29 protein-coding genes and 1 riboswitch are annotated in these 24,874 nt (G+C 46.6%); of the genes, 25 read left to right on the top strand and 4 right to left on the bottom strand.

The window, feature by feature from the left end:
* Window positions 1–22 precede the first annotated feature (22 nt).
* Window positions 23–325 (top strand): hypothetical protein, encoded by a 303-nt coding sequence (locus BMW94_RS14220; protein ID WP_063567890.1) that lies wholly within the window; start codon window positions 23–25, stop codon window positions 323–325.
* A gap of 289 nt (window positions 326–614) precedes the next feature.
* Here the strand turns inward: BMW94_RS14220 and mscL are convergent, their stop codons facing one another.
* Window positions 615–1,109, bottom strand: a complete 495-nt coding sequence (gene mscL, locus BMW94_RS14215) for a large conductance mechanosensitive channel protein MscL (RefSeq protein ID WP_090999299.1) — start codon at window positions 1,107–1,109, stop codon at window positions 615–617.
* Between the two features lie 269 nt (window positions 1,110–1,378).
* A riboswitch (purine riboswitch) is annotated at window positions 1,379–1,478 on the top strand.
* Between the two features lie 298 nt (window positions 1,479–1,776).
* Here mscL and BMW94_RS14210 point away from each other — a divergent pair.
* Window positions 1,777–2,364 (top strand): xanthine phosphoribosyltransferase, encoded by a 588-nt coding sequence (locus BMW94_RS14210; RefSeq protein ID WP_090999297.1) that lies wholly within the window; start codon window positions 1,777–1,779, stop codon window positions 2,362–2,364.
* 1 nt (window position 2,365) lies between these two features.
* On the top strand, window positions 2,366–3,727 hold the full coding sequence (locus BMW94_RS14205) for a nucleobase:cation symporter-2 family protein (protein ID WP_090999296.1): 1,362 nt from the start codon (window positions 2,366–2,368) through the stop codon (window positions 3,725–3,727).
* 304 nt (window positions 3,728–4,031) lie between these two features.
* Here the strand turns inward: BMW94_RS14205 and BMW94_RS14200 are convergent, their stop codons facing one another.
* Complete coding sequence (locus BMW94_RS14200) at window positions 4,032–4,370, bottom strand: DUF4870 domain-containing protein (RefSeq protein ID WP_090999294.1); 339 nt, start codon at window positions 4,368–4,370, stop codon at window positions 4,032–4,034.
* 154 nt (window positions 4,371–4,524) lie between these two features.
* On the bottom strand, window positions 4,525–4,806 hold the full coding sequence (locus BMW94_RS14195) for a transposase (protein WP_090999292.1): 282 nt from the start codon (window positions 4,804–4,806) through the stop codon (window positions 4,525–4,527).
* A gap of 398 nt (window positions 4,807–5,204) precedes the next feature.
* On the opposite strand from BMW94_RS14195, the gene BMW94_RS14190 reads away from it, so the two are divergent.
* The 9 genes from BMW94_RS14190 to BMW94_RS14150 all read left to right on the top strand — a co-directional run bounded on the left by BMW94_RS14190 (window position 5,205) and on the right by BMW94_RS14150 (window position 12,906).
* Window positions 5,205–5,393: a hypothetical protein gene (locus BMW94_RS14190; RefSeq protein WP_017690840.1), complete on the top strand. Its 189-nt coding sequence runs from the start codon at window positions 5,205–5,207 to the stop codon at window positions 5,391–5,393.
* A 234-nt stretch (window positions 5,394–5,627) separates the two neighbouring features.
* Entirely contained in the window at window positions 5,628–6,389 is a 762-nt protein-coding gene (gene map / locus BMW94_RS14185; RefSeq protein WP_090999290.1) for a type I methionyl aminopeptidase, read from the top strand.
* Window positions 6,390–6,971: 582 nt separating this feature from the next.
* Window positions 6,972–8,024, top strand: a complete 1,053-nt coding sequence (coxB, locus tag BMW94_RS14180) for a cytochrome c oxidase subunit II (protein WP_090999288.1) — start codon at window positions 6,972–6,974, stop codon at window positions 8,022–8,024.
* 32 nt (window positions 8,025–8,056) lie between these two features.
* The gene (gene ctaD, locus BMW94_RS14175) at window positions 8,057–9,946 is read left to right on the top strand and encodes a cytochrome c oxidase subunit I (RefSeq protein ID WP_090999286.1); all 1,890 of its coding nucleotides are present in this window, start codon (window positions 8,057–8,059) and stop codon (window positions 9,944–9,946) included.
* Window positions 9,943–10,569, top strand: coding sequence for a cytochrome (ubi)quinol oxidase subunit III (locus tag BMW94_RS14170; RefSeq protein ID WP_090999284.1), 627 nt, complete (start codon window positions 9,943–9,945; stop codon window positions 10,567–10,569). The genes ctaD and BMW94_RS14170 overlap by 4 nt, the downstream gene beginning before the upstream one ends.
* Window positions 10,570–10,572: 3 nt before the next feature.
* Complete coding sequence (locus BMW94_RS14165; RefSeq protein ID WP_076290536.1) at window positions 10,573–10,893, top strand: cytochrome C oxidase subunit IV family protein; 321 nt, start codon at window positions 10,573–10,575, stop codon at window positions 10,891–10,893.
* 105 nt (window positions 10,894–10,998) lie between these two features.
* A complete protein-coding gene (gene ctaG, locus BMW94_RS14160) occupies window positions 10,999–11,922 on the top strand; it encodes a cytochrome c oxidase assembly factor CtaG (RefSeq protein WP_090999282.1) in 924 nt (307 codons plus the stop codon).
* A gap of 36 nt (window positions 11,923–11,958) precedes the next feature.
* Entirely contained in the window at window positions 11,959–12,423 is a 465-nt protein-coding gene (locus BMW94_RS14155; RefSeq protein ID WP_090999280.1) for a DUF420 domain-containing protein, read from the top strand.
* 111 nt (window positions 12,424–12,534) lie between these two features.
* A complete protein-coding gene (locus tag BMW94_RS14150) occupies window positions 12,535–12,906 on the top strand; it encodes a hypothetical protein (protein ID WP_090999278.1) in 372 nt (123 codons plus the stop codon).
* 108 nt (window positions 12,907–13,014) lie between these two features.
* On the opposite strand, the gene BMW94_RS14145 is transcribed toward BMW94_RS14150, so the two are convergent.
* Window positions 13,015–13,326: a hypothetical protein gene (locus tag BMW94_RS14145; protein ID WP_090999276.1), complete on the bottom strand. Its 312-nt coding sequence runs from the start codon at window positions 13,324–13,326 to the stop codon at window positions 13,015–13,017.
* Between the two features lie 239 nt (window positions 13,327–13,565).
* Between BMW94_RS14145 and BMW94_RS14140 the strand changes: the two genes are divergently transcribed.
* The 13 genes from BMW94_RS14140 (at window position 13,566) to BMW94_RS14080 (ending at window position 24,760) form a co-directional block, all read left to right on the top strand.
* Entirely contained in the window at window positions 13,566–14,279 is a 714-nt protein-coding gene (locus BMW94_RS14140; protein WP_175480692.1) for a hypothetical protein, read from the top strand.
* Window positions 14,280–14,371: 92 nt separating this feature from the next.
* Window positions 14,372–14,761 carry a GntR family transcriptional regulator gene (locus BMW94_RS14135; RefSeq protein WP_090999610.1) on the top strand — a complete coding sequence of 130 codons (390 nt, stop codon included), beginning with the start codon at window positions 14,372–14,374 and terminating at the stop codon, window positions 14,759–14,761.
* A 15-nt stretch (window positions 14,762–14,776) separates the two neighbouring features.
* Entirely contained in the window at window positions 14,777–15,673 is an 897-nt protein-coding gene (locus BMW94_RS14130) for an ATP-binding cassette domain-containing protein (RefSeq protein ID WP_090999272.1), read from the top strand.
* 20 nt (window positions 15,674–15,693) lie between these two features.
* Entirely contained in the window at window positions 15,694–16,596 is a 903-nt protein-coding gene (locus BMW94_RS14125) for an ABC transporter ATP-binding protein (RefSeq protein ID WP_090999608.1), read from the top strand.
* Window positions 16,589–17,887 carry an ABC transporter permease gene (locus BMW94_RS14120; protein ID WP_090999270.1) on the top strand — a complete coding sequence of 433 codons (1,299 nt, stop codon included), beginning with the start codon at window positions 16,589–16,591 and terminating at the stop codon, window positions 17,885–17,887. Before BMW94_RS14125 ends, BMW94_RS14120 begins: the two co-directional genes overlap by 8 nt.
* 169 nt (window positions 17,888–18,056) lie before the next feature.
* Window positions 18,057–19,262 carry a TraB/GumN family protein gene (locus BMW94_RS14115; RefSeq protein WP_090999268.1) on the top strand — a complete coding sequence of 402 codons (1,206 nt, stop codon included), beginning with the start codon at window positions 18,057–18,059 and terminating at the stop codon, window positions 19,260–19,262.
* 160 nt (window positions 19,263–19,422) lie between these two features.
* Window positions 19,423–19,779 (top strand): FlxA-like family protein, encoded by a 357-nt coding sequence (locus BMW94_RS14110; RefSeq protein ID WP_090953963.1) that lies wholly within the window; start codon window positions 19,423–19,425, stop codon window positions 19,777–19,779.
* A gap of 234 nt (window positions 19,780–20,013) precedes the next feature.
* On the top strand, window positions 20,014–20,748 hold the full coding sequence (locus BMW94_RS14105) for a class I SAM-dependent methyltransferase (RefSeq protein WP_090999266.1): 735 nt from the start codon (window positions 20,014–20,016) through the stop codon (window positions 20,746–20,748).
* A 174-nt stretch (window positions 20,749–20,922) separates the two neighbouring features.
* Window positions 20,923–21,501, top strand: a complete 579-nt coding sequence (locus BMW94_RS14100; protein ID WP_090999264.1) for an RNA polymerase sigma factor — start codon at window positions 20,923–20,925, stop codon at window positions 21,499–21,501.
* A complete protein-coding gene (locus BMW94_RS14095; RefSeq protein ID WP_090999262.1) occupies window positions 21,498–22,754 on the top strand; it encodes a hypothetical protein in 1,257 nt (418 codons plus the stop codon). Before BMW94_RS14100 ends, BMW94_RS14095 begins: the two co-directional genes overlap by 4 nt.
* 60 nt (window positions 22,755–22,814) lie before the next feature.
* Window positions 22,815–23,273 (top strand): 2-thiouracil desulfurase family protein, encoded by a 459-nt coding sequence (locus BMW94_RS14090; RefSeq protein ID WP_090999260.1) that lies wholly within the window; start codon window positions 22,815–22,817, stop codon window positions 23,271–23,273.
* A gap of 263 nt (window positions 23,274–23,536) precedes the next feature.
* On the top strand, window positions 23,537–24,214 hold the full coding sequence (locus tag BMW94_RS14085; protein WP_090999258.1) for an NAD(P)H-dependent oxidoreductase: 678 nt from the start codon (window positions 23,537–23,539) through the stop codon (window positions 24,212–24,214).
* A 102-nt stretch (window positions 24,215–24,316) separates the two neighbouring features.
* A complete protein-coding gene (locus BMW94_RS14080) occupies window positions 24,317–24,760 on the top strand; it encodes a MarR family winged helix-turn-helix transcriptional regulator (RefSeq protein ID WP_368086913.1) in 444 nt (147 codons plus the stop codon).
* The last annotated feature ends 114 nt before the right edge of the window (window positions 24,761–24,874 follow it).

The raw sequence follows: 24,874 nt of genomic DNA, 5'->3' as shown, positions 1-24,874 counted from the left end.
TAAACGAAAGGGGAACCATCTTATGGAATGCATTGTACACTTTCAGGTCATTTATCCGCAACCTCAGGAACGTAAAAGTCTTAGAGGATTAATTATGGTAGGGCAAGGTCAGGAACCGGCGAATAGCCAGTTAACAACGATGTTCAAGGATATGGGATTCAACGTACGTCTGGAAGACGAGAGCCAATTGTTGTTTAAACCTGTGGATGCGTCGATGAATTTTGATTATATCCGGGTAACAGAGCTTGATACCGGGGAAGAGGTTTATAAGGAAGATCGGGATTTGAAGTCGATTTTGGAGCACTTGTTGCCGCGTAGATTCTAGATTGTAAGCATGTTAAGCATGTTAAGCGTAAGATAATAATAACAGTAGAGCAACATACCCTGCTTGTGAGATTAAGAAAGGCCCCACCTTTACGGTGAGACCTTTCATGTGGAAGCCGAATTGATTCCACCCGCCCCGTGCGGGATTGCAACAACACGGATGAAGAAGCATGACGGACAGATCAAGCAGGAGTTTTTTTACATAAGCCTTTATATATTAACAATTATCCACTACTGTTCTCTATATAGAGTTTGGGTACACTGTAGATGCACTTCAAGCATGGAAACAATTAAGCCGTTGCGCCGTTACCTTCAGCTTCCAGCTCTGAAGTACAGTGTGAACAGCGAGTAGCTGCAGCCGGAATTTCGGACAGACAGTATTTGCAAGCCTTGGTCGTTTTTTGCGGCTCGGGCTTTTTGTGCTCTTTGCTTTTGAGGTAATTGATCCCCTTCACCAGCATGAAAATACAGAAAGCGACGATGAGAAAATCAATCATCACGTTGATGAACTGCCCATATGCAATCACCGTAGCGCCAGCCTCATTGGCTTGAGCGAGAGTTGTGATCTCCTGTCCGCTGGCAGTACGCATATCCCGATCCAGATTAATGATTTTTTGACTGAAATTGATACCTCCAAGCAGTTTACCTACAGGTGGCATGATAATATCATTCACGAGGGATGTGACAATTTTCCCAAAAGCAGCCCCGATAATGACACCGACCGCCAGGTCGATGACGTTGCCACGTACAGCAAATTCTTTAAATTCCTTCAGTACGCCTTTCATGTCTGCAAATCTCCTTTACCCAATAAATTCATAATACAGGCGGCGTTTCCATCCATTCTCCGTTCGGACACGCGCTTCCGTTCTCATATTGTACATAAAAACACCGCAGCAATCATCCCTTTATTGCAAATTAAGACAAGTTTCCGCAACTTCCATGAAAATACTTCTTTATTTCACGGCGCCGATTCGGTATACTTCTAACATTATCAGTTCCGTTCACACTTTTACATTCAGGTTCGCGATCATACATTGTACCGAATCATGGAGCTTAAAAATTAAATATGCCGACTCGTATATGTGCAGGAATAGGCCTGCATGTTTCTACCCGATCACCGGAATGATCGGACTACGGGAAAGATCTGCAACGTTTTAAGGTATGGAGAGAGGATTCTCGGGCAGCGTGTCTGAAAAAGCATGTTCAGGCCCTTTCATATCCCTTCTTGGATAGGGAGTTTTGAGGTTTGCTCGGAGTTAACTTGTTACCAAGCTCGTCCATTACACTACACTTGCAGTATCCATACGGCTTGTCCAAATACGTACAAGTCCGTCTTTTCCCGTCTCCGGTTCTTCCGCAGCGTGTAAAAAGGCGGGCTTTTTGTTTTTTTACAGCGGGGATCAAGGTCATGCAGGCTTCTGTACGGGAGGGCGCCCAGGGGGAAGAATTACGATGCAATTGTTAAAAGACAAGGTAATACAGGAAGGCATTGTCCTGTCCGAGCAGGTACTCAAAGTGGATTCATTCCTGAACCACCAGATGGACCCGGTTCTGATGAAGGAAGTGGGCAAGGAGTTCATCCGCCGTTTTGAAGGGGAGAACATTACACGTGTACTGACGATTGAATCCTCAGGGATCGCACCAGGCATCATGACTGCGCTGGAACTCAACGTTCCGCTTATTTTTGCACGGAAGCAGAAGTCACTTACACTCACGAAAGACATTCTGGTTGAGAAAGTTTACTCCTTTACGAAGCAGGAGACCAATGAAATAACAGTTGCGAAGAAGTTCATGCAGCCTGGTGACCGTGTACTGATCATTGATGACTTTCTAGCCAATGGCGAGGCAGCATTTGGTCTGGCCCGCATTGTGGAGCAAGTAGGTGCTGAAGTAGTTGGGATTGGCATCGTGATTGAAAAGGCGTTCCAACCAGGAGGCCGCTTGCTGAAAGAAGCAGGATACCGTGTGGAATCACTGGTTCGCATTGGGGCGTTGTCAGACGGGAAAGTTACGTTTGCGGACGAGGAGGTCACGATCTAATATGGCACGCGAACGTATTTTTCAGCGGCATCGGCATCCGATCAAAACGTTCTCGCTAGGTCTCCAGCACGTACTGGCGATGTATGCAGGAGCTGTCGTTGTGCCGATTATTGTCAGCAAGGCCCTTGGTTTTACAACGGAGCAGTTAACCTATCTGATTGCGATTGACTTGCTCGCTTGTGGTATGGCAACACTGCTTCAGGTATGGGGCAATCGTTTCTTCGGAGTAGGGCTGCCCGTCATGCTTGGCTGTGCATTTCAGGCTGTATCACCGATGATTTTAATTGGGATGAAGAGCGGCGTGTCTGCCATATATGGTGCGATCATTGCATCAGGGATATTCGTTGTATTGTTCTCGGGCATTTTTGGCAAATTGATTCGGCTCTTTCCGCCAGTCGTCACCGGATCAGTGGTGACCATTATTGGTCTGACCCTGATTCCCGTTGCGTTCAACGATCTCGGCGGCGGTCAGGGTGCAGAGGACTTTGGTAGTGGTGTTCATCTTCTGCTTGGATTTGGCGTATTGGTGTTCATCATTCTGATGACACGGTTCACGACAGGCTTCGTTCGTTCCATCTCGGTGCTGATCGGCCTTCTCGTGGGCACAGTGGCAGCAGGGCTTATGGGTGAAGTGAACTTTGCCCCAATTCGCGAAGCGAGCTGGTTCCATGTCGTGCAGCCATTTTACTTTGGTACGCCGACGTTTGAGATTGTGCCGATTCTGACCATGATCCTGGTGGCGATTGTCAGCGTGGCTGAATCCACGGGTGTATTTATGGCTCTTGGCAAAATTTTGGATAAAGACCTGTCTTCCAAAGATCTGGCCCGTGGCTATCGTGCAGAAGGTTTGGCGATTGTGCTGGGTGGTATCTTCAACTCATTCCCGTACACGACCTATTCACAGAACGTAGGGCTTGTACAGATGACTCGTGTCAAAACGCGCGATGTTATCGTTGTAGCGGGTGGACTGCTTGTGGTCATCGGCTTTGTACCGAAGATTGCTGCATTGGCACAGCTTGTTCCAGGTTCTGTTCTTGGCGGGGCGATGGTTGCATTGTTCGGTATGGTAGTATCGTCTGGTATTCGTATTCTGGGCAGCCAGGTTGATCTGAACCGTCATGAGAACCTGTTCATCATTGCCTGCTCTGTAGGCATGGGGCTGGGTGTAACGGTTGTGCCTCAATTGTTCGCTGGTGCGCCGGACTGGGCACAGATTATGCTCGGTAACGGAATTATTGCAGGTAGCTTTACGGCGATCTTCATGAATTTGCTGTTTAATGGTCTGGGTACTCAAGCAACGGCTGCCAAAATGGCTGAACGTCAAGCGGATGTGATCTTAGGAGATAACGGCAAGTCGGCTTAAAAAGTAAAGAGAATGCTCGTTGTCATGGCCTCAACGCCTTCAACATGTATATTATGTTAACTTTAAATTCCTTATGTGATAAATAATAAATGCTATGAATATTAAAGTTAAACGGCTTGAACTATTCAGGGGATGAATCATCTATCCTGTGAATCATTATTGAAGGCATAATAAACGAAACACCGGAAACCTTGCTCGTTAGAGAGGAAATCCGGTGTTTTTTCTTTTACCGAAAACAAGATGGATTATTATGTAGACTCACGGGATGAATTACTTTGGGATGAAGCCGATAGACACGTTCATATTACAAATGCCGCATCTGTTTCTCTGCAAAATCTCCGACCCAGGGCAGCTTCAGCCATTTGCCTTGCAGACTGGTGACCACCATGAGAAGCCAGACCACCACGCCAAGCAGGGACAACAGCGATGCCAGCAGTGGCCCAAACAGGGGGAGAAATGCACACAACACATGACCAACCATAATGAGGCCAAATACCGTGACGGATTGAAGTGCATGAAACAGAACGAATCGGCTTCGTTTCTCTACAGCCAGAAAGACGATTCCGCCTACAAAAGTGAACAGATAACAGAGCATGCCGGCAATATTTTCATCCAGACCGCTTGTTGATTTCATGGGGGACATCCGGTCCAGCCTCCTTTGTCCTTTTTATATAGGTTATGAGGGAGGTGGACAGAACTGAACCCGATGGAACGAAATGTATCTATGCCAACTCAAAAGGACATGCTCCCAATACTGCTCTGGAACATGCCCCTTTTCTCGCGTCATTATATAAACTTTAACGATCGCCACGCTGAAAATGTCTGCGTGGATGTGTGGTCTTGCCAATCTTATCGGTGTCATTCTCTTTGGGAACCAAGCGCTCGTCGGTACGACCTTCGTGATGGTTGTCAAAAGCGAATTCCGTCAGCTCCCATTCCGTCTTGCCAAGGACGGGATCGGCCGGGAATTGTTGTCCGCGATGCAGATGTTCTTCTTGTCCAGCTTCGTTAGTATATATTCCGTCCACTTCCACCTTTTCATGCGAAAGGGGCAGCATTTCTTGATCTTTTTGATCCATAAAACAACGCCTCCTTAGATCCCAGTATTTTAACTGTATGGGTTGTCCGTGATAATATCCCCCGAATAGTTCAGTGTTATGCTGGATATATTAATTCCGTATAGAAGTATCGTATTTATAACATATGATTCGGAATTAAACTTTTTGGGCATAAAAACCGTTATAAATATTAGGTAAAATTGTCAAGTCGTAAGATACTTCCGAATATGCTACAATAAGATTATGATTCATTCTGGATCATATCGGGTATTTATAGTGTCAGGTACTTGCTTACAGCAAGGGTTCCCGACCTAAAGCTTGCTTTGAGCCGCGCACACAACTTCATGGATGGCATTTAAGACTTATTCGGCATTCTCTAAACGGAGCATTCACTTTCAACGTTTTGGGAGGGAATTACAATGGCAACGAAAGGTCACAATGAGGTCAAAGAAAGTTTGAGGGAAATGACTCGGATTTTCCGTCCTAAAGATCCAAAAAAATTCGTGAAGGAGTACGTGAGAAAATACCGGATTACGGGTGGATACGAGGAAGAATTGACTTCTGTGGTTGAGCATGAGCTTGTCAAGATGGATTCTTCCGTGTCCTGAAACACACACAACTCTGATTATACTGTTCCGATATGAATAGAACCGTCTCCCGGGCATTAAGCTCCGGCAGACGGTTTTTTTTGATTTAAAAATGATATGTATATATTTCCAATGGATAACCAGCTCACCCAAAAAGGAAATAGAATAGGCTGTAGAGCTTCGCTCCACTTTTTGGGGGCTTTGTTCCGTTTCTGCTGCATATACATGGAAGTACACATATGGCAGGAAGGATGAATGCATGTGGACCCTATTTTGAAAACGAAAGAAGAGATTGGCTACATGCGGGAAGCAGGACGAATCCTGCGAAGCTGTCACGAGCAGATTGAAAAGTGGCTGGCCCCCGGTGTAACGACAGGAGATATTGACGAACGGGTGGAGGCTTTTCTGGCTGAAAGAGGAGCTACACCTGAGCAAAAGGGGTACAAAGGTTATCCTTACGCTACATGCGCTTCAGTTAATGAAGTGGTTTGCCACGGCTTCCCTAATAACCGGAAACTGGCCGAAGGGGATGTGGTGACCATTGATATGGTGGTGAACAAAGACGGCTGGCTTGCCGATTCTGCATGGACGTACGGGATCGGTGAACAACGCAGGTCTATACGCAAGCTAATGAATCGAACGGAAAGAGCGCTTCATAAGGCGATAGCACAGGCAGTGCCAGGAAATACGCTGGGGGATATCGGAAACGCGATTGAACGGACAGCACGGCTGTATCGTTACGGGATTGTGAAGCCTCTTATTGGTCATGGGATCGGTCAATACATCCATGAACCTCCGAACGTCCTCCCTTACGGGAAACGCAGGACGGGCATGATGCTGACAGAGGGTATGGTCATTACGATTGAGCCCATATTTACAAAAGGCAGCTCTGGAGCGGTTGTATGGGATGAGGATGGCTGGACGGTGAGAACAGTGGATGGAAGCTGGGGCGTCCAGTATGAGCATACGGTAGCCATCACAAGTGATGGTCCTCTTATACTAACTGACGGGACTTAAACGTCTGTATCTATGGCAATATGGTAAGGGTGCTGCATAAAGGTGTCCGGGATGTACATTAGGTTCAGGCTCCATGCCGTTTGGTTCTAAAAGGAGGCGGTGTGGAGCTATACTGCTGCTTCCAGTAGTTGTAAGAGAGACAACCTGGTGCATGCTTTTCTTTTTTGCATAATACTGCATGTTTTCAATGTGAGAAAAATCGGCAAAAAAATCAATTTCATCACCGAAATTTGGCAAAAATTTTCAAAAGTAGAGAGTAATATTTTTAACTGAAATCGGTTACAAATCAAGTTGTGGTGCGGTTTTTTACATATAGTGAACAATTTGTGAACATGTGTCCAAAGATTGACAAAATCATACCCTCAACTTATATTTAATAAGTGATTGAACCATATAGAATGAATTGGAAGAATGCGCAGACATGCCCTTAGCAGGAAATGACGGGAGTGGTGGAAGCGTTATTTTTGTAAGCATTCTGTATGTCGGACAGGATTACGTGTATCGTGCTGAAATGGACTGAATTGAGTTTATTTCGGGCGACAACGGTAATCTACGAAAATGTTAAAAAAGTGGGGTAGATCAATGATGAAACAGTGGCAGGTTGCAAAGCGAATTCTCCCCTTGCTGGCGGTGTTCTCTTTGCTGCTATCCGCATGCGGGCGGGAAGACTTGTCGGTAATGAAACCTCAGGGTCCTGTGGCGCAAGGCCAATATGATCTGATGAAGCTGTCCATTGCGATTATGATCGTGGTGCTCATCATTGTATTTGCTATTGCTGCGTATGTGTTGATCCGGTTTCGCAGACGAGCCGGGCAGAATGATATGCCCGAACAGGTTGAAGGCAATTTCAAGCTGGAAGTAATATGGACAGCCATTCCGTTGCTGCTCGTAATCGTTCTGGCAGTACCGACGGTAAAAACGATTTTTGCCCAAGGCGAAGATCTGTCCAACGACAAAAATGCAGTTCAGGTCAAAGTCACCTCGCATCAGTACTGGTGGGAATTCACTTATCCTCAATATGACGTAACCACCGCTCAAGACCTCATCATCCCGACCGGAAAGAAAATCGCATTCGAATTAAAAACCGCTGACGTGCTTCACTCCTTCTGGGTGCCGTCACTTGCGGGTAAAATGGACACAAACCCGGATGGAACGCTTAACAAGTTCAGCTTCTCGGCGCCAAATGAAGGCGTTTACCGAGGCAAATGTGCTGAATTATGCGGCAGATCGCATGCCTTCATGGAATTCAAGGTAAAAGCGGTCAGCCAGGAATCCTTTGACAAATGGGTTAACGAAATGAAAGCTCCGGCGGTACTTCCTGAAGACACCCAATTGGCTGAGAAGTTCAAAACGAACTGTCTTTCTTGCCATGCAGTTGGGGATCAGGGCGGGCCCGTTGCGCCTAACCTTACAGGTATCGGCGGCAAGCAATCCGTGGCAGGTATTCTATTGAATCAGGGCGAAGGCCAGGAAGACGGTAATCCGGTGCTGGACAACATGAAAGAATGGCTCCATGATCCACAATCCGTGAAGCCGGGCAATACGATGCCTAATCCGAAAGACCTTGGACTCACTGATGAAGAAATCGACGGAATTGCCGAATATCTGGCCAACTACAAATTGGACTATGAATAGAACAGCAAGGACGAAGAAGGGGGTACACAACCTTGGCTCATGCTCATAGCGTCAAGCGGTATAGGGGCTTGATGGATTGGATCACCACCGTCGATCACAAAAAAATCGCCGTGCTCTATTTGATTGCGGGTGGATTTTTCTTCGGAATCGGCGGTATTGAAGCCATTTTGATTCGGATTCAGTTAATGAAACCGATGAATGATTTTGTGTCGGCACAGGTCTTCAACGAATTGATTACGATGCACGGAACAACGATGATTTTCCTTGGTGTTATGCCTATTATTTTTGCACTTATGAATGCTGTTGTACCTTTGCAGATTGGAGCCCGGGACGTTGCTTTCCCTTTTGTTAACGCACTGGGTTTCTGGACGTTCTTATTTGGCGGACTGCTCTTGAACCTGAGCTGGTTGATGGGAGGGGCACCGGATGCCGGCTGGACTTCGTATACGCCACTCTCTGGCAGCGAGTACAGCGGGACGCACGGTGTGGATTTCTACACGATAGGTCTCCAGATCGCCGGTCTAGGGACACTCATCGGGGGCATTAACTTTCTCGCCACGATCATTACAATGCGTGCGCCGGGAATGTCCTACATGCGGATGCCGATGTTTACCTGGACCACATTTATTACATCAGCCATTATCCTTTTTGCATTCCCTGCCATTACGGTAGGACTTGTATTGTTAACGTTTGACCGAATACTGGGGGCCAATTTCTTCGATGTTGCAGGTGGCGGTAACCCGGTACTCTGGCAGCATATCTTCTGGATCTTCGGGCACCCGGAAGTATACATTCTCATTTTGCCGGCTTTTGGTATTATCTCGGAGGTTATTCCAACCTTTGCACGTAAAAGATTGTTCGGTTACAGCTCCATGGTGTTTGCAACCATCCTGATCGCCTTCTTAGGATTCATGGTATGGGCGCATCACATGTTTACGACAGGTCTGGGAACAGTCGCCAATGCCTTGTTCTCCATCTCAACCATGTTGATTGCTGTACCAACAGGGATCAAGATATTTAACTGGCTCTTTACGATGTGGGGCGGTCAGATCCGTTTTACGGCAGCAAACCTGTTCGCTGTTGGATTCGTTCCAACCTTCGTTATGGGCGGGGTTACCGGTGTCATGCTGGCCTCTGCGCCTGCGGATTTCCAGTTCCATGATACGTACTTTGTTGTGGCTCACTTCCATTACGTTATCGTTGGCGGATTGGTGCTGGGATTATTCTCGGGACTACATTACTGGTGGCCGAAAATGTTCGGTCGCATGTTAAGCGAAACGCTCGGAAAGTGGACCTTCTGGACATTCATGATCGGTTTCCAACTAACGTTCTTTGTACAGCATTTCCTTGGTCTGATGGGGATGCAGCGCCGGATCGTTACATACTTGCCGAATCAGGATTTTGACCTGCTTAACCTGGTCAGTTCCGTCGGTGCATTCCTGATGGGTGTTGGGGTTATCATGTTCCTCGTGAACATCGTGATCACAACGAGAAAACCAGTTGATGCACCGAATGATCCGTGGGAAGATGGCCGTACGTTGGAGTGGTCAATCCCATCTCCACCGCCGGAATACAACTTTAAGCAGACGCCTCTGGTACGTGGAATCGATGCGTATTGGAAGGAAAAGATGGCTGGACATACGGAGATGACACCGGCCGAACCTGTTGGTTCGATCCATATGCCATCAGCGACTCCGCTGCCATTTGTTATGTCCGTCGGTATATTCATTGCCGGACTTGGTCTCATGTTCAGCAAGGATGATTTTGGCAATGCGTTTATGAACGGATTGTTTAACCATTATATTGTGGTCATTATTGGCCTTCTGATTACATTTGGTGCGATGGCGCTGCGGTCACTCTACGATGATCATGGCTGGCATATTGAACCGGAGGATCAGGATGAGAAGGGGGTTAGAACATGACAACTCCACATGCCGAACCGGTAAACGGCAATTTGCCGCATGAGCCGGAGAAAGCAACGCTGGAAGGACGCAACAAGCTTGTAGGCTTCTGGTTGTTCCTTGGCGGCGAGACCGTATTGTTCGGGACCCTCTTCGCAACCTTTTTGGCCCTCCGTGGCCAAACGAATGACGGACCGACGGCGAATGAATTGTTCCATCTGCCACTCGTGGCTGCAGCAACCTTTATTCTCTTAGTCAGCAGTTTAACAAGTGTATTTGCCATCCAGGCTATGCATAAGGGGAAGCGCAATGCTCTTGCTCTCTGGCTTGGCATTACCGTTGTACTGGGTCTTGGATTCCTCGGTCTGGAAATCTACGAGTTCTATGAATATGTGAAACATAAAGAGTTCGGCATGACTACAAGTGCATTCAGTTCAGCGTTCTACACGCTGGTCGGGTTCCACGGAGCTCACGTTGCATTCGGTATTATGTGGATCGGGCTCATTATCGGGCAACTGTTCAGAAAAGGATTAACGGTCGTAACTGCACCTAAAGTATACGTCTCCGCAATGTATTGGCACTTTATTGACGTGGTCTGGGTGTTTATCTTTACGGTCGTGTACCTGCTCGGAAAGGTGGGGTAACACATGTCGGTACAGGATAAGAGTGATCAGCAGCCTGTGAAGCATCGTCACCGGGCGGAAGGGCCACAGAAACACGTCGTTGTTTTTATTTTCTCCATCGTCCTGACGCTCATTGCGTTCGCGGCTGCCGCCGCGGGAGGAGTCAATACGACCTTTACCATTATTATATTGGTGGTTATGGCGATCCTTCAGGTGTTTGTACAGCTCGGTTACTGGATGCACTTGAAGGATAAAGGGCATTTGATGCCGATCCTGTTCATGTGCTTCGGATTTTTCGTAGCTTTTACGTGCATCATTATGGCACTCTATTGGGTTTGGTGGTAAAAGAGATGGCGGCGGCGCAGGTCGCCGTCTTTTCCCCTTTTAGGCGGATCAATCCGTCAATGGATTCAGGCAACAACCAAATCAGGTCACGGGGAGGTTTCCCGTATGCTCGGGTTGCAATATTTTAGTTTTAACGATTTATGGAGTCCACTTATTATGGCATTGTTTCTGCTCATTGCTGCAGCTTATCTAGTGCTCGTTGGTCCATTCAGTGAGCGGATCAAGGGGGCAGATCAAGTCACGGCTGCACAGAAAATGATGTTTATTACTGGGCTTACCGTGTTGTATCTTGCACAAGCGGGGCCATTCAATCTGCTGGGTCATGTAATGTTCAGCTTCCATATGGTGAGTATGGCTCTGTCCTATCTGGTAGCGCCACCGCTACTGATGAAGGGATTGCCCCTTTGGGTATGGCGTGGAATCATCCGGTGGCTGCCAACACGGCAGTTATCTTTTTTGGCTCATCCAATCGTGGCGGCTGTGCTGTTTAACGGATTGTTCTCGATATATCATCTACCCGTAGTACATGATTACGTGATGTTAAATTTTACGGTTCACCGTTTGTATTACATTGTACTTTTCATTACTTCCATGCTGATGTGGTGGACGCTGCTCAATCCGTTGCCGGAAGGCAGACAAGCGTCGGGGCTGTCTAAGATTGGTTTTATTTTTCTGAACATGGTGCTTCTGACACCAGCCTGTGGACTGATTATTTTTGCTTCCGAACCGTTGTATGCGACCTACAGTAATCCTGCCGTATGGGCTGAGGCGATGCGGTATTGTGTATCCGGGGATTCCACGGCATTGCTGCGATCGTTCGGTGGACCGGCGTTCTTCAACTTTCTGTCCTCTGCCAAGGAGGATCAGCAGGTGGGCGGTATTTTGATGAAATTCATACAGGAAGGCATCTTCGTCTCCATGCTGGCGTATGTCTTTTTCCAATGGTACCGCAAGGAAAAACGGGAAGATGATGATGATCCGTACCCTGTAGAGAATACGGGAGAACCGCTTAATACTGCAGCGAAATAACACAAGTTTTGTTTGGACAAGAGGGGGAAACACACGATGGATATGTATTTTCTGCTACCCACGATCAGTACTTCTTTCATTGTGATTAGCGCGGTGCTGGTTGGAATTGGCTGGGTGCTAATTATCCGTGGCAAACGGGAGGCGCACCAAACCGCGATGATTGCAGGGGCCATTGCTGCCCTTCTGTTCTTTGTCATTTATATGTCTCGTACCATCTTTGTCGGGAATACGGCTTGGGGTGGGGACCCGGAGATGGAGATCTTCTATCGAATATTTCTGATCTTTCATATTATCCTTGCCACGGTGGCAGCGGTTTTCGGGATTTCCACTTTGGTGCTTGGGTTCAAAAAGAAATTCAAGACACATCGCCGCTGGGGGCGATTCACATCCATGATCTGGTTTAGCAGTGCGATCACAGGCGTTATTGTATACGTTCTGCTGTACCTGCTGTATCCTGGTGGACATACTCGCCCGGTATGGGAAATCATTCTGGGTGTTTAATGCAATGAATTGAATTCTTTGAAAATATGAAACTGGATGAATCCATCCGTTGATTGGTCCAAGCTTCCTCTCGCATTCATTCATAGAATGAACTCGAGAGGGGGAAAACAAATGAAAAAAACAGTCCATGTAAGTCAAACGTATCCACGCCTTACGGTGTATTCAGAAGAGGATTATCGCGGAAGAAGCAGGGTATATCGTGGTAACACGGGTCTCCGTAATCTGGACAACATCCTGGGCGGGGTGGAGAGCCTGCGTTTCTTCTCGACAAGTTCGAATGCAACGTTGGTTGTGTTTACGCGACCTAACTTTCAAGGCGGATTCCGTGTCTATCGCGGGAACACCAATTTGAGAGATTTGGATGATCTGATCCGTGGCAATGATGTGGAATCTTTGATTTCCACCAATCAACGGCTTACTTTGGACGAAATTCGTGCGATTCGCAGTAATCGCAGCCTGCCAAGTGGCTACAACCTCGTTTAAGGATTAGACCTCTTCTGTATTTCAGGTGCCGTGAAAAAGGAAAGAGCTGTTCCGAATTGTGTTCGCACAATATCGGATACAGCTCTTTTTTGGTTTGAGGAGTTAAATTCAATCGCCACCGCCACTGTCTCCACCACTGTCGTTGCTGCTTCCGCTATCGCTGCTGTGATGGTGATTCGATCCTGAAAAAGAATCACTGTCATGATGCTTGTGATCATGAGAATGTTTGGAATGATGAGAGTAGGAGTCATCATTGGTAATGACCGGGTATGTCGGAGAAGAGTCGGTGTAGCCGCTGTTACGCCTCACACGATGTCTGCCTTTTTTGGCAGAATGCCGTTTGGGTTCATCACGAACAATGAGCCAGACAACCACGATAAGGAAGAGGAGCACAAACCCGATCTCCACCAGCCAATCCATAAGTGAATCAATCCTTTCTATGTAGCACTGTAGTATCTCTATAAATTGAACAAATGAAATTACAATGAATCATTGTAATTTCAGAATCAAGTTTTATTTTATCGTAACTCTAACATGAATCCCATCCATTCTTCCTGATTCAGGAAAATAAGGAGTTGACGGGAATAGGGAGTGGTCTGTATACTGTGTATATTGATATATACAGTGAGCACAGTCGAGATGGAAAGGCAGGCAATGATATGAACGAATGGAAGCAGGCTTGGTGGCTGACCCGCAGCGAGATGAATAAGGATAAGCTCCAATGGCTTTGGACTGCCATTTTTATGATATACACTGGTGGCGTGAGTGGTGTGCTGTTATTAGGACAACAAAATATAGATTTCATTAATCCTGTTGTAGATACTTTCTTTTTGATCATGGTGCCATTTCAGGGGTTTCTGTTCAGCAGACGATCTTTCCGTTACATACAGGAGGATTCCTATACACAGATGTTGGCCTACTATCGTAGACTTCCCATTCCAAACGAAACAGTGATGTGGTCGAGACTTCAGCAGTCTCTGATGGCGTTTACGTATAATGGTATCTTTTTCTATGGATCACTGTATGTGGTTGGGTTGCACGAGGAAGGGTTCCGGTGGGATCAGTACCTGGCCTTTGGCCTAACTTGTACAGGTTACGGACTTCTCATGACAGGCTTATATATTTACGGAGAGTTTCTGAACAGTGGCAAAAAATATTTGCTTCTCAGTTCGCTGTTTTTGCCGCTTACGATCATCATATCCTTGCTGATCCGGATGTCGGGCAATTACGGATTTTCGATTGTAATTGATATGAGTAAATCATGGGGGCTGCTTTCCCCGATGATGTGGGTTGCTTTGGTGGCTGGCATAGCGGGATTATGGCTTTTCAGTCGATTGACGCTGAAGAAACTTTCCACTCGGGATTTGAGTTAACGGTATGAGGGATGAACGCAAAAATGAATACAGGATGAAACCGGCACGGACAGGTAACAGACTGGAGTGTACCGGAGGGCGAGGTGCAAGATGTGAAAATACCCATTCAAATTAATGAAAATAGTGCTGAACCTTTATATCACCAAATTGAAAATCAGTTAAGATCGTTAATTGTTACGGGTCAGTTGGAGGAGGGAACACATTTGCCGTCCATTCGCGAATTCGCCGGATCACTGAATTGCAGTGTTATAACGGTCAGACGGGTCTATCAGGATCTGGAGAATGAAGGGCTGCTTCGTACGAAGCAGGGGACAGGTACATTTGTGGCCCAGGTAGAAGCAGGGGACAGAGAAAATTATAGATTGAAGGCCGCGCAGGAAGCGATGCAGGCAGCGGTGCAGTCTGGAAAATCGGTAGGATGTACGGAAGAAGAACTGGAGATTCTGTTCCGGGAAGTCCTGAAGGCTGTTTACTCGAAGTGAGGGAGTGATTCATACATGGAACCCATCGCAGTTCAGTTGAATGGCGTATCCAAAATGCGAAAACGCAGAGTTGTTGGCCCGATCGATCTGACCATCCCGGAAGGGTATGTAGTTGCAATTCTCGGTCATAACGGTTCAGGTAAAAGCACACTTCTTAACATGCTACAACAAGTGGTGCTGCCAGATGCAGGGCAGATTATATGGTTTGGGATGGAACATGAGGGGCCTCTTCCCATTGAACTGAGACAACAGATCGGTTTTGTGGCTGACAACGCTGGGCTCGAAGAGAACCGGATTACTGCACAGGAAGCAGCTAATTTTCGGGCCTACTGGTACCCGCGTTGGGATATGAAGTTGTTCGACCAACTGATTCACGATATGGAAGTCCCTGTCGATGTGAAGCTGAACAAGATGTCCAAGGGAGAACGGCGGAAATTTGAGATTGCTGCTGCAATTGCAGCTCGCCCAAGACTATTGCTTTTGGATGAGCCTTCATCAGGATTGGACCCCTTTGCATGGAAAGTGATGGTCGAGCAGTTCCGTACCTTCATGGCTGAGGGAGACACCACGATTCTGATTGCTACACATATTGCGGATGAAGTCAAAAGGCTTGCAGATTACATCGTGTTGATGCACCGGGGTCAGTCGCTGGGGATGGCCGAGAAAGATATGGTGCTCGATCAGTGGAAAGAAGTCTGGTATGAAGGAGACTTAAGGCCGGAGAGTATTCCCGGTGTTGTGGAATCTTCTTTGGAAGAGAGGGGTCTGGTTCGCATCATTACAACCCGGGTCAGCGAAGCGCAGGAAAGGCTGGAGCTGGCAAATAACCGGGTTTTGAAAATCCGTAACTTGGAATTGGATGAAGTCTTGGCATTCTGGATTGCCGGGTACGCACCCGTACAATGGAAATAACCGAAGGGAGACGATAAATGATGAACCGATTGGAATTGAAGCAGGTCGTCAAGCAATACGCAGACAAAACAGCAGTTAATGGTGTGACGCTTAATGTGAAAGAAGGGGAGATTTACGGTCTGCTTGGAGCCAACGGTGCTGGTAAAACAACAACGATGCGTATGGTGCTTGGGCTGATCCACCCAGATGGCGGAAATATCCAGTACAACGGTAAACCCTATAGCACAGAATTGCAGCAGATTATGGGATATCTTCCGGAAGAGCGCGGTTTGTACCCAAAGGTAAAGGTCAGTGAACAGATCAACTATCTGGCCCGTCTGCGCGGCATGAATGGAAAGGATGCGGATCAGAGCCTGAAGTATTGGTTGGACCGATTCGAAGTGCCCGAGTATTACGATAAAAAGATTGAGGAATTATCCAAAGGGAATCAACAGAAAATGGGTTTTATTGCCGCAGTGGTGCACAGACCGCAAATTCTGATTCTGGATGAAGCCTTCAGCGGACTCGATCCGGTGAACGTGGAATTGCTGAAATCGACGGTGAAGGAGTTGCGTGACGAAGGCACAGCCATTCTGTTCTCGACACACCGTATGGAGCACGTTGAAGAATTATGCCGTCAGATAACAATCCTGCATCGCTCCAATACGGTTGTGCAAGGAGAGATCAGGGAGATCAAGAGCCGTTATCCGCGTGAGCATGTATTCCTGAGCACAACGGGAAGTGTCAACGGGCTGGAACAGCTGCCGGGTGTGAAAAAGGTAGAGCACAATGAGCGTGGATATCTGATCCATATTGGACAGATGGAAGCAGCTCAGGAAATTCTGAGAGCAGCCATGGCTCAGACGACCGTTGAACATTTTGAAATTAAGGAACCAACGCTTAACCAAATCTTTATTCGTGAGGTAGGTGAGTCGAATGAATAAAATGGGGACGATTACCGGATTTACGTTCAAAAACAAAGTAAAAACGAAGTCTTTCATGGTTACGACCATTGTACTTGCACTTTTAATTACGATTGGACTCAATATTCCATATTTTATTACCTTATTTAATGGTGGTCCCATCGGTGGAGGCGCAGGTGGAAGTAAGACTGTGAATATCGGTCTGCTGAGCACGGGACAAACGGAGGTAGCTGAGAAGCTGGAGACATACTCCTCCGCACAAGGCAACCAGACGTATCATTTTGTTAACGACGCGAGTAAAGATGAAGCGGCCCTCAAAGCCGATGTGGAGTCGGAGCTTTTGGATGGGTACCTGAAGTTTGAACCTGCTGCTGGGCAAGATTTCCCACAGCCGGTCTTATACTCAAGTGAAGATATCTCCCCGCAGGTTATAGCACCCATTGAAGCTGCGCTGCAAATTGTGAAGCTGGATGTGGTGGTGAAGGATACACTCACGCCGGAGCAAAAACAGCTCATCAGCACACCGGTAAAACTGACAGAGCAAAGCCTGGATTCTGGCCAAAGTGGAGCTGCTGCGGAGTCGGAAGGTACCATGAGTGGCATCAACTACATTGTGGTATACCTGCTCATTATCCTGTTGTTCACATCAACGATGATGACAGGTAATATGATTGCTTCCGAGATTACCGCCGAGAAGAGCTCGCGTATTATGGAGATTTTGATTACGAGTGTATCTCCGCTCAGTCAGATGTTTGGTAAAATCATCGGTATTTTCATAGTAGGTTTGCTGCAAATCGGTATTTTCGGTGCAGTAGTTGCTGGCAATATGCTGTTACCGCATAACCGCGATGTATTGAGTGATTTCAACATGAACCTGAGTGATGTGAACGTCGCTGTCATTGTATATGGACTGATCTTCTACATTCTGGGTTACTTCCTGTATGCGGTGATGTTTGCGGCCATTGGTTCCATGGTGAGTCGGACAGAAGAACTGGGTCAAGCCGTGCTGCCGATTACGATGTTGTCCCTGGTTTCCTTCTATATCGCGATCTTCAGTATCGCTACACCGAACATCCTGTTGTTGAAAATAGCAAGCTTCATTCCGTTCACATCGCCAACGGCAATTCTGGTACGGATTGGGGCAGGCGTAGCGCCTACCTGGCAGATCTGGACGTCCCTGGCCATTCTCGTGGTATCGATTATGATCTTCGGCTGGCTCGCAGCGAAAATCTATCGTACAGGTGTGCTGATGTATGGTAAACGCCCAACGTTCAAGGAATTGTTCAAAGCGATGAAGGCGTATAAAATTTGATTCAAATTTACGGAACGACGAACAACAACGGTGGTTGTGAGGTGTCATAATTAGTGGTGGGGATTGTGTGCTATAGGCAAAAGAAAGTGACTACACAATCCCTGCTTGTATTCAGTTCATTTATGAAATGCGTGCACTTCATTCTTATTTCTAAGGAGAAATATTTGACATGAAAAATTGGAGGAAATCGCTCTTATCGCTCATCATTTCTGCAGGCTTGCTGGCAACAGCTGTTCCGGTTATGGCTGCTCCACAGCAGACGGGACTGAAGGTCAATGATCAGAACGTAGACTATACAATCAACTCACCTATCGTGGATCAAGGCACAACTATGGTCCCGCTGAAAACAACACTTCAAGCGATGAATATCAAGCTGAAAGATGTTGAGAATGGTACACTTCATCTGATCGTGGATGGTAAGGAGATCACGCTAAAGAGCAAAACAAAGCTGATTAACGGCGTGACGTATGCTCCGATCCGGGTTGTTGGTGAAGCGGCGGGCTACGAAGTTTGTTGGGATCAGAAATCCCGTACCGTGCTTCTGGTATCCAAAGCAACGGGGGAAGGCGCCCGTGGTTTTATGTGGGAAGTCGAACATGATGGAAATACGGTGTATCTGGTAGGTTCCATGCATATTGCAGATGATAGCTTCTACCCGTTGCGTCAGGAATTTGAGGAAGCTTTTGCAGAGGCCGATTATCTCGGTGTGGAGATTGATATCAGCAAAGCAGCCGATGAGGCGCAGCAGAAGCTGATTATGGATAAGGGGATGTACCAGGACGGAACAACACTGAAGGATCATGTGTCCAAGGAAACGTATGCCAAGCTCGGGGGCATTTTGAAGCAAAGTGGCTTGGAAGCCAATGCTCTCGATGCATTCAAACCATGGGTGGCGGAAACGACCATCAGCAGTTTGAAATCCGTGAAGGCTGGTTACGAGGCATCTGCGGGTATCGATCTGTATTTCATACAGAAAGCCGTTGAACGAAAATTGCCTGTGCTGGAGCTGGAATCCTATGAATCTCAGTTAGGCATGTTCGATCATTTCTCCAAGGAACTGCAAGAGAAAAATCTGAACGCTGTGCTCGATAATTTCGGTGTGCTTGATGATAGTGTCGACCAGATGGCTGAAATGTGGAAAACCGGGGATGACCAGGGATTGCTTGAATTCACCAACAGCATGGTTGTCGATCCAGAGTATAACAAAGCAATGCTTATTGATCGGAATATCGGGATGGCAGACCAAATCGATGGCTACCTGAAATCCGACAAGAAAGAGGAGTATTTCATCGTAGTTGGCGCAGGGCACTTCCTGGGTAAGGATGGGGTCATCCAGTTGCTGAAGGATAAAGGTTATAACGTAGTGCGTAAATAAATGCGCTGACCTTAAAAGCTCCTTCTCTCTTTTGGTTAGTAATTCACTGTTCAGATGAAGTCTTGACCAAGCCAATCATTCAGCAACCTTTCAGTTGAATTTAACGTTCCTTTGGCTTGGATGGGATATAGTGGAACCAAGAAAGAGGAGGAGATCAACGATGAATATTTCTTCAGCAGCAAGTTCCACGACATCCTACATATCCACGTCTTCATCCAGTTCGAACAGCACAAGTGAGTTGGAAAAACAAAAGACGAAGCTTGAGGCCGAATTGGAGAAGGTACAATCCAGCAAGGACGATGATAAAACCAAGGAGACCAAAACGAAGCAGCTGCAACAGCAAATCAAGCAAATCGAAGCTCAAATCTCGCAGCAAAGCTCCCAGAGCAGCGGTACAACCGGAACCAAAGAAGCGCCGCCGGCCAAACCACCAACCAATGGCATGCAAGCAGCGTCCCCGCAAGAAATTGCAAATGCAACAACGGACAGCAATGGCCGGTTTGATATTCGGGTATAAGATATTGAAATAAAACCTAATATAATGACATATTAAAAGAACGAGCTAACCGATGAGTTATAGCTGATTAGCTCAACCAAAAGACCTGCCTGATCTTTAAAGATCAAGCAGGTCTTTTGGTTGTTCACATGTTTTATTACAAATACCTTACCTACAGACAACTTTTCCAAAAGATGACCGTTTATATGGTAGAGTTAATGGAGCATCTTTTATGACAGGGGAGGTAATCTCTTTATGAAGCAAAACAAATATGATGAAGCCGAATTTTTCGGCAATTACAGTCAGATGGCTCGATCAACCCAAGGGTTGGAGGCTGCTGGCGAGTGGCATGAACTGCAAACGATGCTGCCTGAATTAAAGGGCAAGAACGTACTGGATTTGGGGTGCGGCTTTGGTTGGCACTGTCGATATGCACGTGAGCAACAGGCTAGTTCTGTGGTTGGCGTGGATTTGTCTGAAAATATGTTGCAACGGGCACGCAAGATGACGGATGATCCTCAGATCGAGTACCAGCGTATGGCGATTGAGGATATTGATTTTGCACCCGGACAATTTGATGTGGTGATTAGCTCTCTGGCTTTGCATTATATCGAGCGTTTGGATCAGGTATACGCCAAAATCAATGCATGTCTTGTCCAAGGAGGCACATTTGTCTTGTCTGCGGAACATCCCATCTTCACGGCGCGGGCGGAGCAGGACTGGCATTATGGACCTCAGGGTGAAATACTGCATTGGCCTGTGGATCATTATCAAGAGGAGGGGCAGCGGGTAGCAAACTTTCTGAATCAGGACGTGGTGAAATATCATCGTACGATGGCGACTCATCTGAATGAATTGATTCAGGCTGGTTTTGTCATTCAACAGGTAGCCGAGTCCAAGCCATCTCCTGAGATGATGGAGCAGGTTCCCGGTATGCGAGACGAGAATCGTCGACCGATGTTTCTGATGATTACCGCGGTTAAGGCTTGAGCAGCAGCTTCGGCACCAGAATGAAGTTTATGGGCTTTATCATTGATAGACCAGCGAGTTCAGTACATCTGGACCTTGCTGGTTTATTTTATTTTGCAGGAGAGGGAGAAGAAATAAACCGTTTGGGAACCAAATCCGAATGGACGTAGTCTTATTAAGTGAGGTGAACATTAGTTGGACTATCAATATCTGGCACACGCTCAGACGATCGACAATTACACACTTAGCAGCATGATGGATGAGTACGGGAACGACGTATGGAACTACGCGTACTTTCTGACCAAAAGTACCGAGCAGGCGGATGAATTGTCACAGGAAGTGTTTATCCGGGCATATTCCGGGATCGCCCATTTTCGAGGAGAATGTTCATTGAAGACATGGCTGCTGACCATTACTAGGAACACGACATTTACATACCGAAAATCCAGATTTTTTCGCAGCAGTTTATGGGGAGAAACACTGCCAATCCCCACGGAACAGGTGAATACGAGCATGGGTGAGATGAAGCCTGAAAAATGGGTTCACCCCTCTGCCGAAGCCGAGGCGATCAGCAGGGAGCACGTTCATGAAATCTGGGACATCATCATGGCTATGCCGGACAAATTCCGGGAATTGCTTTTGCTGCATCTGAAGTATGAGCTTACGACGGGTGAAATTGCGGAAATGCTGGGCATCAGCGCGGGAACAGTCAAATCGCGACTGTCCAGAGCGAAGGCCAAAGTACGGAAACAGTGGGAGGAGCGAAGTGAATGAAACATATGGATGACGAATGGGAAAAAGTAGTCAGAAAGGAGCCGTTTGCGGCGTCTCCTTTTACCGAGGAGCATAAACAGAACGTACTTCGTCAGGTAGCCTGGCTCAAATCGGGATCTGCACATATAATGAGTGGTGCTGGGGATAAGTCCGCCGAGCAAAAAAAACTGCCTAATCCACACAGACGCCGTTTTCGCTCCCGCAGAGCTGTTATTGTGTGCACGACGATTGCAGCCGTGGCAGCGGCGGCCATTCTCTGGAACGGGCAGATTGTGGAGCCTGTAATTGAAAAAGTATATCCCACAGCAGCGCTGCAATTTACGGATGATGCCAGCATGAGCCTGCTCACTGACAAGATGAAAAGGAATGTAGCCGTCACGATGCGAGACTATCTTGGCAAACAATTACGTATAACCAAAGTGCAGGACCTGCCTGTCTCTGGAAGAGTCTCTGTCGAGGCTGGAAAAGAAGGCGATGCAGAATATGCGTTGATCTGGCTTGATAAGGCAACAGGCAATCTACGTGAGGTACAGATGAGACGGGAGATGTCGGCTAAGGAGCTGGAGCATCGTTATTTGCGCCAAGTACCGTCCTTGCTTCAAGGTATCGGTGGTGACCCCGCGCTTAAACCAGTCTCAGCCAAGCGATATGTGGGTATGAAGCAGGGCGAATTGGAACCGAAATCGTATACTACTTTAATGTTAGAGAATGAAAAAAGCTATGGAGAGATTATTTGGTTGCAGGATGAAGCGATCTCCGTTTCAGGTGATCTCGATCCTAAACAAGTTTCTCAAACAGCTTTGGCGTATGCAGAGGATTCCATTGAGGCGTTTACTGGCAACGCTGATCTTGATCTGATTAGCATACACCGGACAAAAGATGATGAGAATGGTAGAGATTTGATTACTTTTAGCTTTGAAAATCACTATTTTGTTCAGACGACCGAAGGTACTTTGGGTATAAATTATGCCGTTATTGATGCGAATTCTTATCAAAAAGACTATACTACCTGGGAAGAAGTGGAGGCATATCATGAGAAGCTTCTTCAAGTAAAGGAATCGACCCTCAGGAAGAAGGTAGAGCCTTTAATTAAAAAAATATTTAAAGTTGATCTTCAAGCATATAAACTCCATCGAAATACCGAAGCACCGGGAATCGTTACATTTGAACTGGAATCGACAAGGGATGTTTTTCAAGTTCGATATAATGAAGATGCTCGTATTACGATGATTACCAGGGATGCCAACCTCTAAAATTTGGATTCATATGGTACAATCAATTGAATAGAAGATTGGAGCATAAGGAGCATAACGATGAAATATTTGGTGAGTTCATGTCTTGCTGGCGTAGCCTGCCGTTACAACGGAACAGCGAGTCTGGATGCAAAGATTCAGGAGCTTGTGGAGCAGGAACAGGCAAAGATGGTCTGCCCGGAGCTGCTTGGAGGATTTTCCACCCCGCGGGAGCCAGCTGAAATTATCGGCGGTACGGGTAAGGATGTGCTGGCAGGTAAAGCCAAGGTAATGGAGAAGAGTGGCAAGGACGTCACGGATCTGTACATTAAAGGAGCCTATAAGACACTTGATTGGGCGCAAAAACTGGATGTCACCTGTGTGGTGCTCAAAGAATTCAGTCCTTCCTGCGGTACACAGATGATTTACGATGGCAACTTTGCCAACCACAAAGTCGTGGGCGAAGGGGTTACTTCTGCTTTGCTGCGGCAAGAGGGATTTACGGTTATGTCGGAAAATGAGTTCATGGAACAGTTGTAATTGTCGTAATCACAATAATCTCTGATACGAATTACAGGTAAGTCGCCTTGGGGAGCAGCAGGTCCATGGCGACTTGTTTTTGTTACAACAGGGTGCGCCCTTGACCGATGAAAAACCTTGTTAGAGAACAATAGTTACTTTTATATACTAAGAAACACCATTGTGCGTACTTTTATATTTTGATTATAAACTCTAAAATAATACTCAGGTATTCGGTTTACACCATAAACATGAACATAAACAAGAAAAGGATGTGCAGACATATGGAACCCTCAGCAAAAGCCATTACGAAAGAAAACATCTTGAACGCTTACTATTTTCGGCATGCAACCAAACAGTTTGATGCTTCACGTATCATTTCGGAAGAAGATTTTGAGTTTATTCTGGAAACGGGACGGTTGTCGCCAAGCTCAATTGGTTTGGAACCATGGAAATTTCTAATTGTGCAGAACCCGGACTTGCGCAAGCGTCTGTCTGAAGTTTCTTCCGGGGCTCAGAAACAATTGGCGAAGGCAAGCCATTTTATTGTCATTCTGGCGCGGTCTGATGCGAGTTATAACTCGCCTTACGCGGAATATATGCTGAAAGAAATCAAAGGCATGCCGGATGATGTATTTGAGTTGACTCGTGAAGCTTATGGCAAGTTCCAAAAGAACCAACGAATGCTTGAGAACCCGCGTACTTTATTTGACTGGGCGTCCAAACAGACCTATATTGCTCTCGGTAATATGATGACTGCGGCAGCGCTGATTGGTATCGATTCCTGTCCCATTGAAGGGTTTATCCATGAAGACGTACATCGTATTCTGGAAGAGGAAGGTCTGCTAGAGGATGGACTATGGGATGTTTCCGTCATGGCAGCCTTTGGTTATCGGGCGGAAGATCCGCCACGTGAGAAATCCCGTCAGCCTTTGGATAAAATTACGCAGTGGATTGATTAAAGCTTCCCGTAATCTGATGTTTATATATAAATATCACAATCCCTGTCTCTTCCTTTTTGGAGGGTCCAGGGATTGTGATATAAAAAGCTTGAAAATACATAGATGTCTATGTATAATGAACTCATGCCAAAATACAACGCAATTGCACTGATCGCAAGAATCAGAGATCACATTAACAAACAGATTGTTCAGGAGCTGGAGAAGCATAATGTTACAGGAATCGTCCCTTCCCACGGTGACATCCTGATGTTCCTCTACCGTGAAGATGTACTGTCCATCAAGATGCTGGCGGAGCGAGTCCATCGGACCCAACCAACCGTCACCGTACTGGTGAACAAGCTGGAAAAGCTGGGATATGTAGAACGCAGTAAGAGTGCCGAAGACAGCCGAGTGACGATGATTCGTTTAACAGAGCAGGGGCGGCAATTGGAACCTGTATTTCATGAAGTATCACAACAGATTAATGGGATGATGTATGGTCATTTGACGGACGATCAGGCGGATCAGCTGGAGAGTTTGTTGACCGGTATCGTTCGCAAGTTATAACCATAATTAACTAAAGCATTTTGCATAATCAACAAACCGAGGTGATCGGACGATCAAAAAAATGCAAAATGCTTCAACCCCTTTTTTTGTTTGTATATATAGATGTCTATGTAT

Origin of the sequence: Paenibacillus sp. OK003, assembly GCF_900109515.1 — a bacterium.
In the GTDB taxonomy this organism is placed as follows: Bacteria; Bacillota; Bacilli; order Paenibacillales; family Paenibacillaceae; genus Paenibacillus; species Paenibacillus marchantiae.
This window is presented reverse-complemented; position numbering and strand designations above follow the sequence as displayed.

Excerpts from the sequence above, each read along its gene's own strand:
- BMW94_RS14220 (WP_063567890.1), top strand. The coding sequence starts at position 23 with ATGGAATGCATTGTACACTTTCAGGTCATTTATCCGCAACCTCAGGAA.
- mscL (WP_090999299.1), bottom strand. The coding sequence starts at position 1,109 with ATGAAAGGCGTACTGAAGGAATTTAAAGAATTTGCTGTACGTGGCAAC.
- BMW94_RS14210 (WP_090999297.1), top strand. The coding sequence starts at position 1,777 with ATGCAATTGTTAAAAGACAAGGTAATACAGGAAGGCATTGTCCTGTCC.
- BMW94_RS14205 (WP_090999296.1), top strand. The coding sequence starts at position 2,366 with ATGGCACGCGAACGTATTTTTCAGCGGCATCGGCATCCGATCAAAACG.
- BMW94_RS14200 (WP_090999294.1), bottom strand. The coding sequence starts at position 4,370 with ATGTCCCCCATGAAATCAACAAGCGGTCTGGATGAAAATATTGCCGGC.
- BMW94_RS14195 (WP_090999292.1), bottom strand. The coding sequence starts at position 4,806 with ATGGATCAAAAAGATCAAGAAATGCTGCCCCTTTCGCATGAAAAGGTG.
- BMW94_RS14190 (WP_017690840.1), top strand. The coding sequence starts at position 5,205 with ATGGCAACGAAAGGTCACAATGAGGTCAAAGAAAGTTTGAGGGAAATG.
- map (WP_090999290.1), top strand. The coding sequence starts at position 5,628 with ATGCATGTGGACCCTATTTTGAAAACGAAAGAAGAGATTGGCTACATG.
- coxB (WP_090999288.1), top strand. The coding sequence starts at position 6,972 with ATGATGAAACAGTGGCAGGTTGCAAAGCGAATTCTCCCCTTGCTGGCG.
- BMW94_RS14170 (WP_090999284.1), top strand. The coding sequence starts at position 9,943 with ATGACAACTCCACATGCCGAACCGGTAAACGGCAATTTGCCGCATGAG.
- BMW94_RS14165 (WP_076290536.1), top strand. The coding sequence starts at position 10,573 with ATGTCGGTACAGGATAAGAGTGATCAGCAGCCTGTGAAGCATCGTCAC.
- ctaG (WP_090999282.1), top strand. The coding sequence starts at position 10,999 with ATGCTCGGGTTGCAATATTTTAGTTTTAACGATTTATGGAGTCCACTT.
- BMW94_RS14155 (WP_090999280.1), top strand. The coding sequence starts at position 11,959 with ATGGATATGTATTTTCTGCTACCCACGATCAGTACTTCTTTCATTGTG.
- BMW94_RS14150 (WP_090999278.1), top strand. The coding sequence starts at position 12,535 with ATGAAAAAAACAGTCCATGTAAGTCAAACGTATCCACGCCTTACGGTG.
- BMW94_RS14145 (WP_090999276.1), bottom strand. The coding sequence starts at position 13,326 with ATGGATTGGCTGGTGGAGATCGGGTTTGTGCTCCTCTTCCTTATCGTG.
- BMW94_RS14140 (WP_175480692.1), top strand. The coding sequence starts at position 13,566 with ATGAACGAATGGAAGCAGGCTTGGTGGCTGACCCGCAGCGAGATGAAT.
- BMW94_RS14130 (WP_090999272.1), top strand. The coding sequence starts at position 14,777 with ATGGAACCCATCGCAGTTCAGTTGAATGGCGTATCCAAAATGCGAAAA.
- BMW94_RS14125 (WP_090999608.1), top strand. The coding sequence starts at position 15,694 with ATGAACCGATTGGAATTGAAGCAGGTCGTCAAGCAATACGCAGACAAA.
- BMW94_RS14120 (WP_090999270.1), top strand. The coding sequence starts at position 16,589 with ATGAATAAAATGGGGACGATTACCGGATTTACGTTCAAAAACAAAGTA.
- BMW94_RS14115 (WP_090999268.1), top strand. The coding sequence starts at position 18,057 with ATGAAAAATTGGAGGAAATCGCTCTTATCGCTCATCATTTCTGCAGGC.
- BMW94_RS14110 (WP_090953963.1), top strand. The coding sequence starts at position 19,423 with ATGAATATTTCTTCAGCAGCAAGTTCCACGACATCCTACATATCCACG.
- BMW94_RS14105 (WP_090999266.1), top strand. The coding sequence starts at position 20,014 with ATGAAGCAAAACAAATATGATGAAGCCGAATTTTTCGGCAATTACAGT.
- BMW94_RS14095 (WP_090999262.1), top strand. The coding sequence starts at position 21,498 with ATGAAACATATGGATGACGAATGGGAAAAAGTAGTCAGAAAGGAGCCG.
- BMW94_RS14090 (WP_090999260.1), top strand. The coding sequence starts at position 22,815 with ATGAAATATTTGGTGAGTTCATGTCTTGCTGGCGTAGCCTGCCGTTAC.
- BMW94_RS14085 (WP_090999258.1), top strand. The coding sequence starts at position 23,537 with ATGGAACCCTCAGCAAAAGCCATTACGAAAGAAAACATCTTGAACGCT.
- BMW94_RS14080 (WP_368086913.1), top strand. The coding sequence starts at position 24,317 with ATGTCTATGTATAATGAACTCATGCCAAAATACAACGCAATTGCACTG.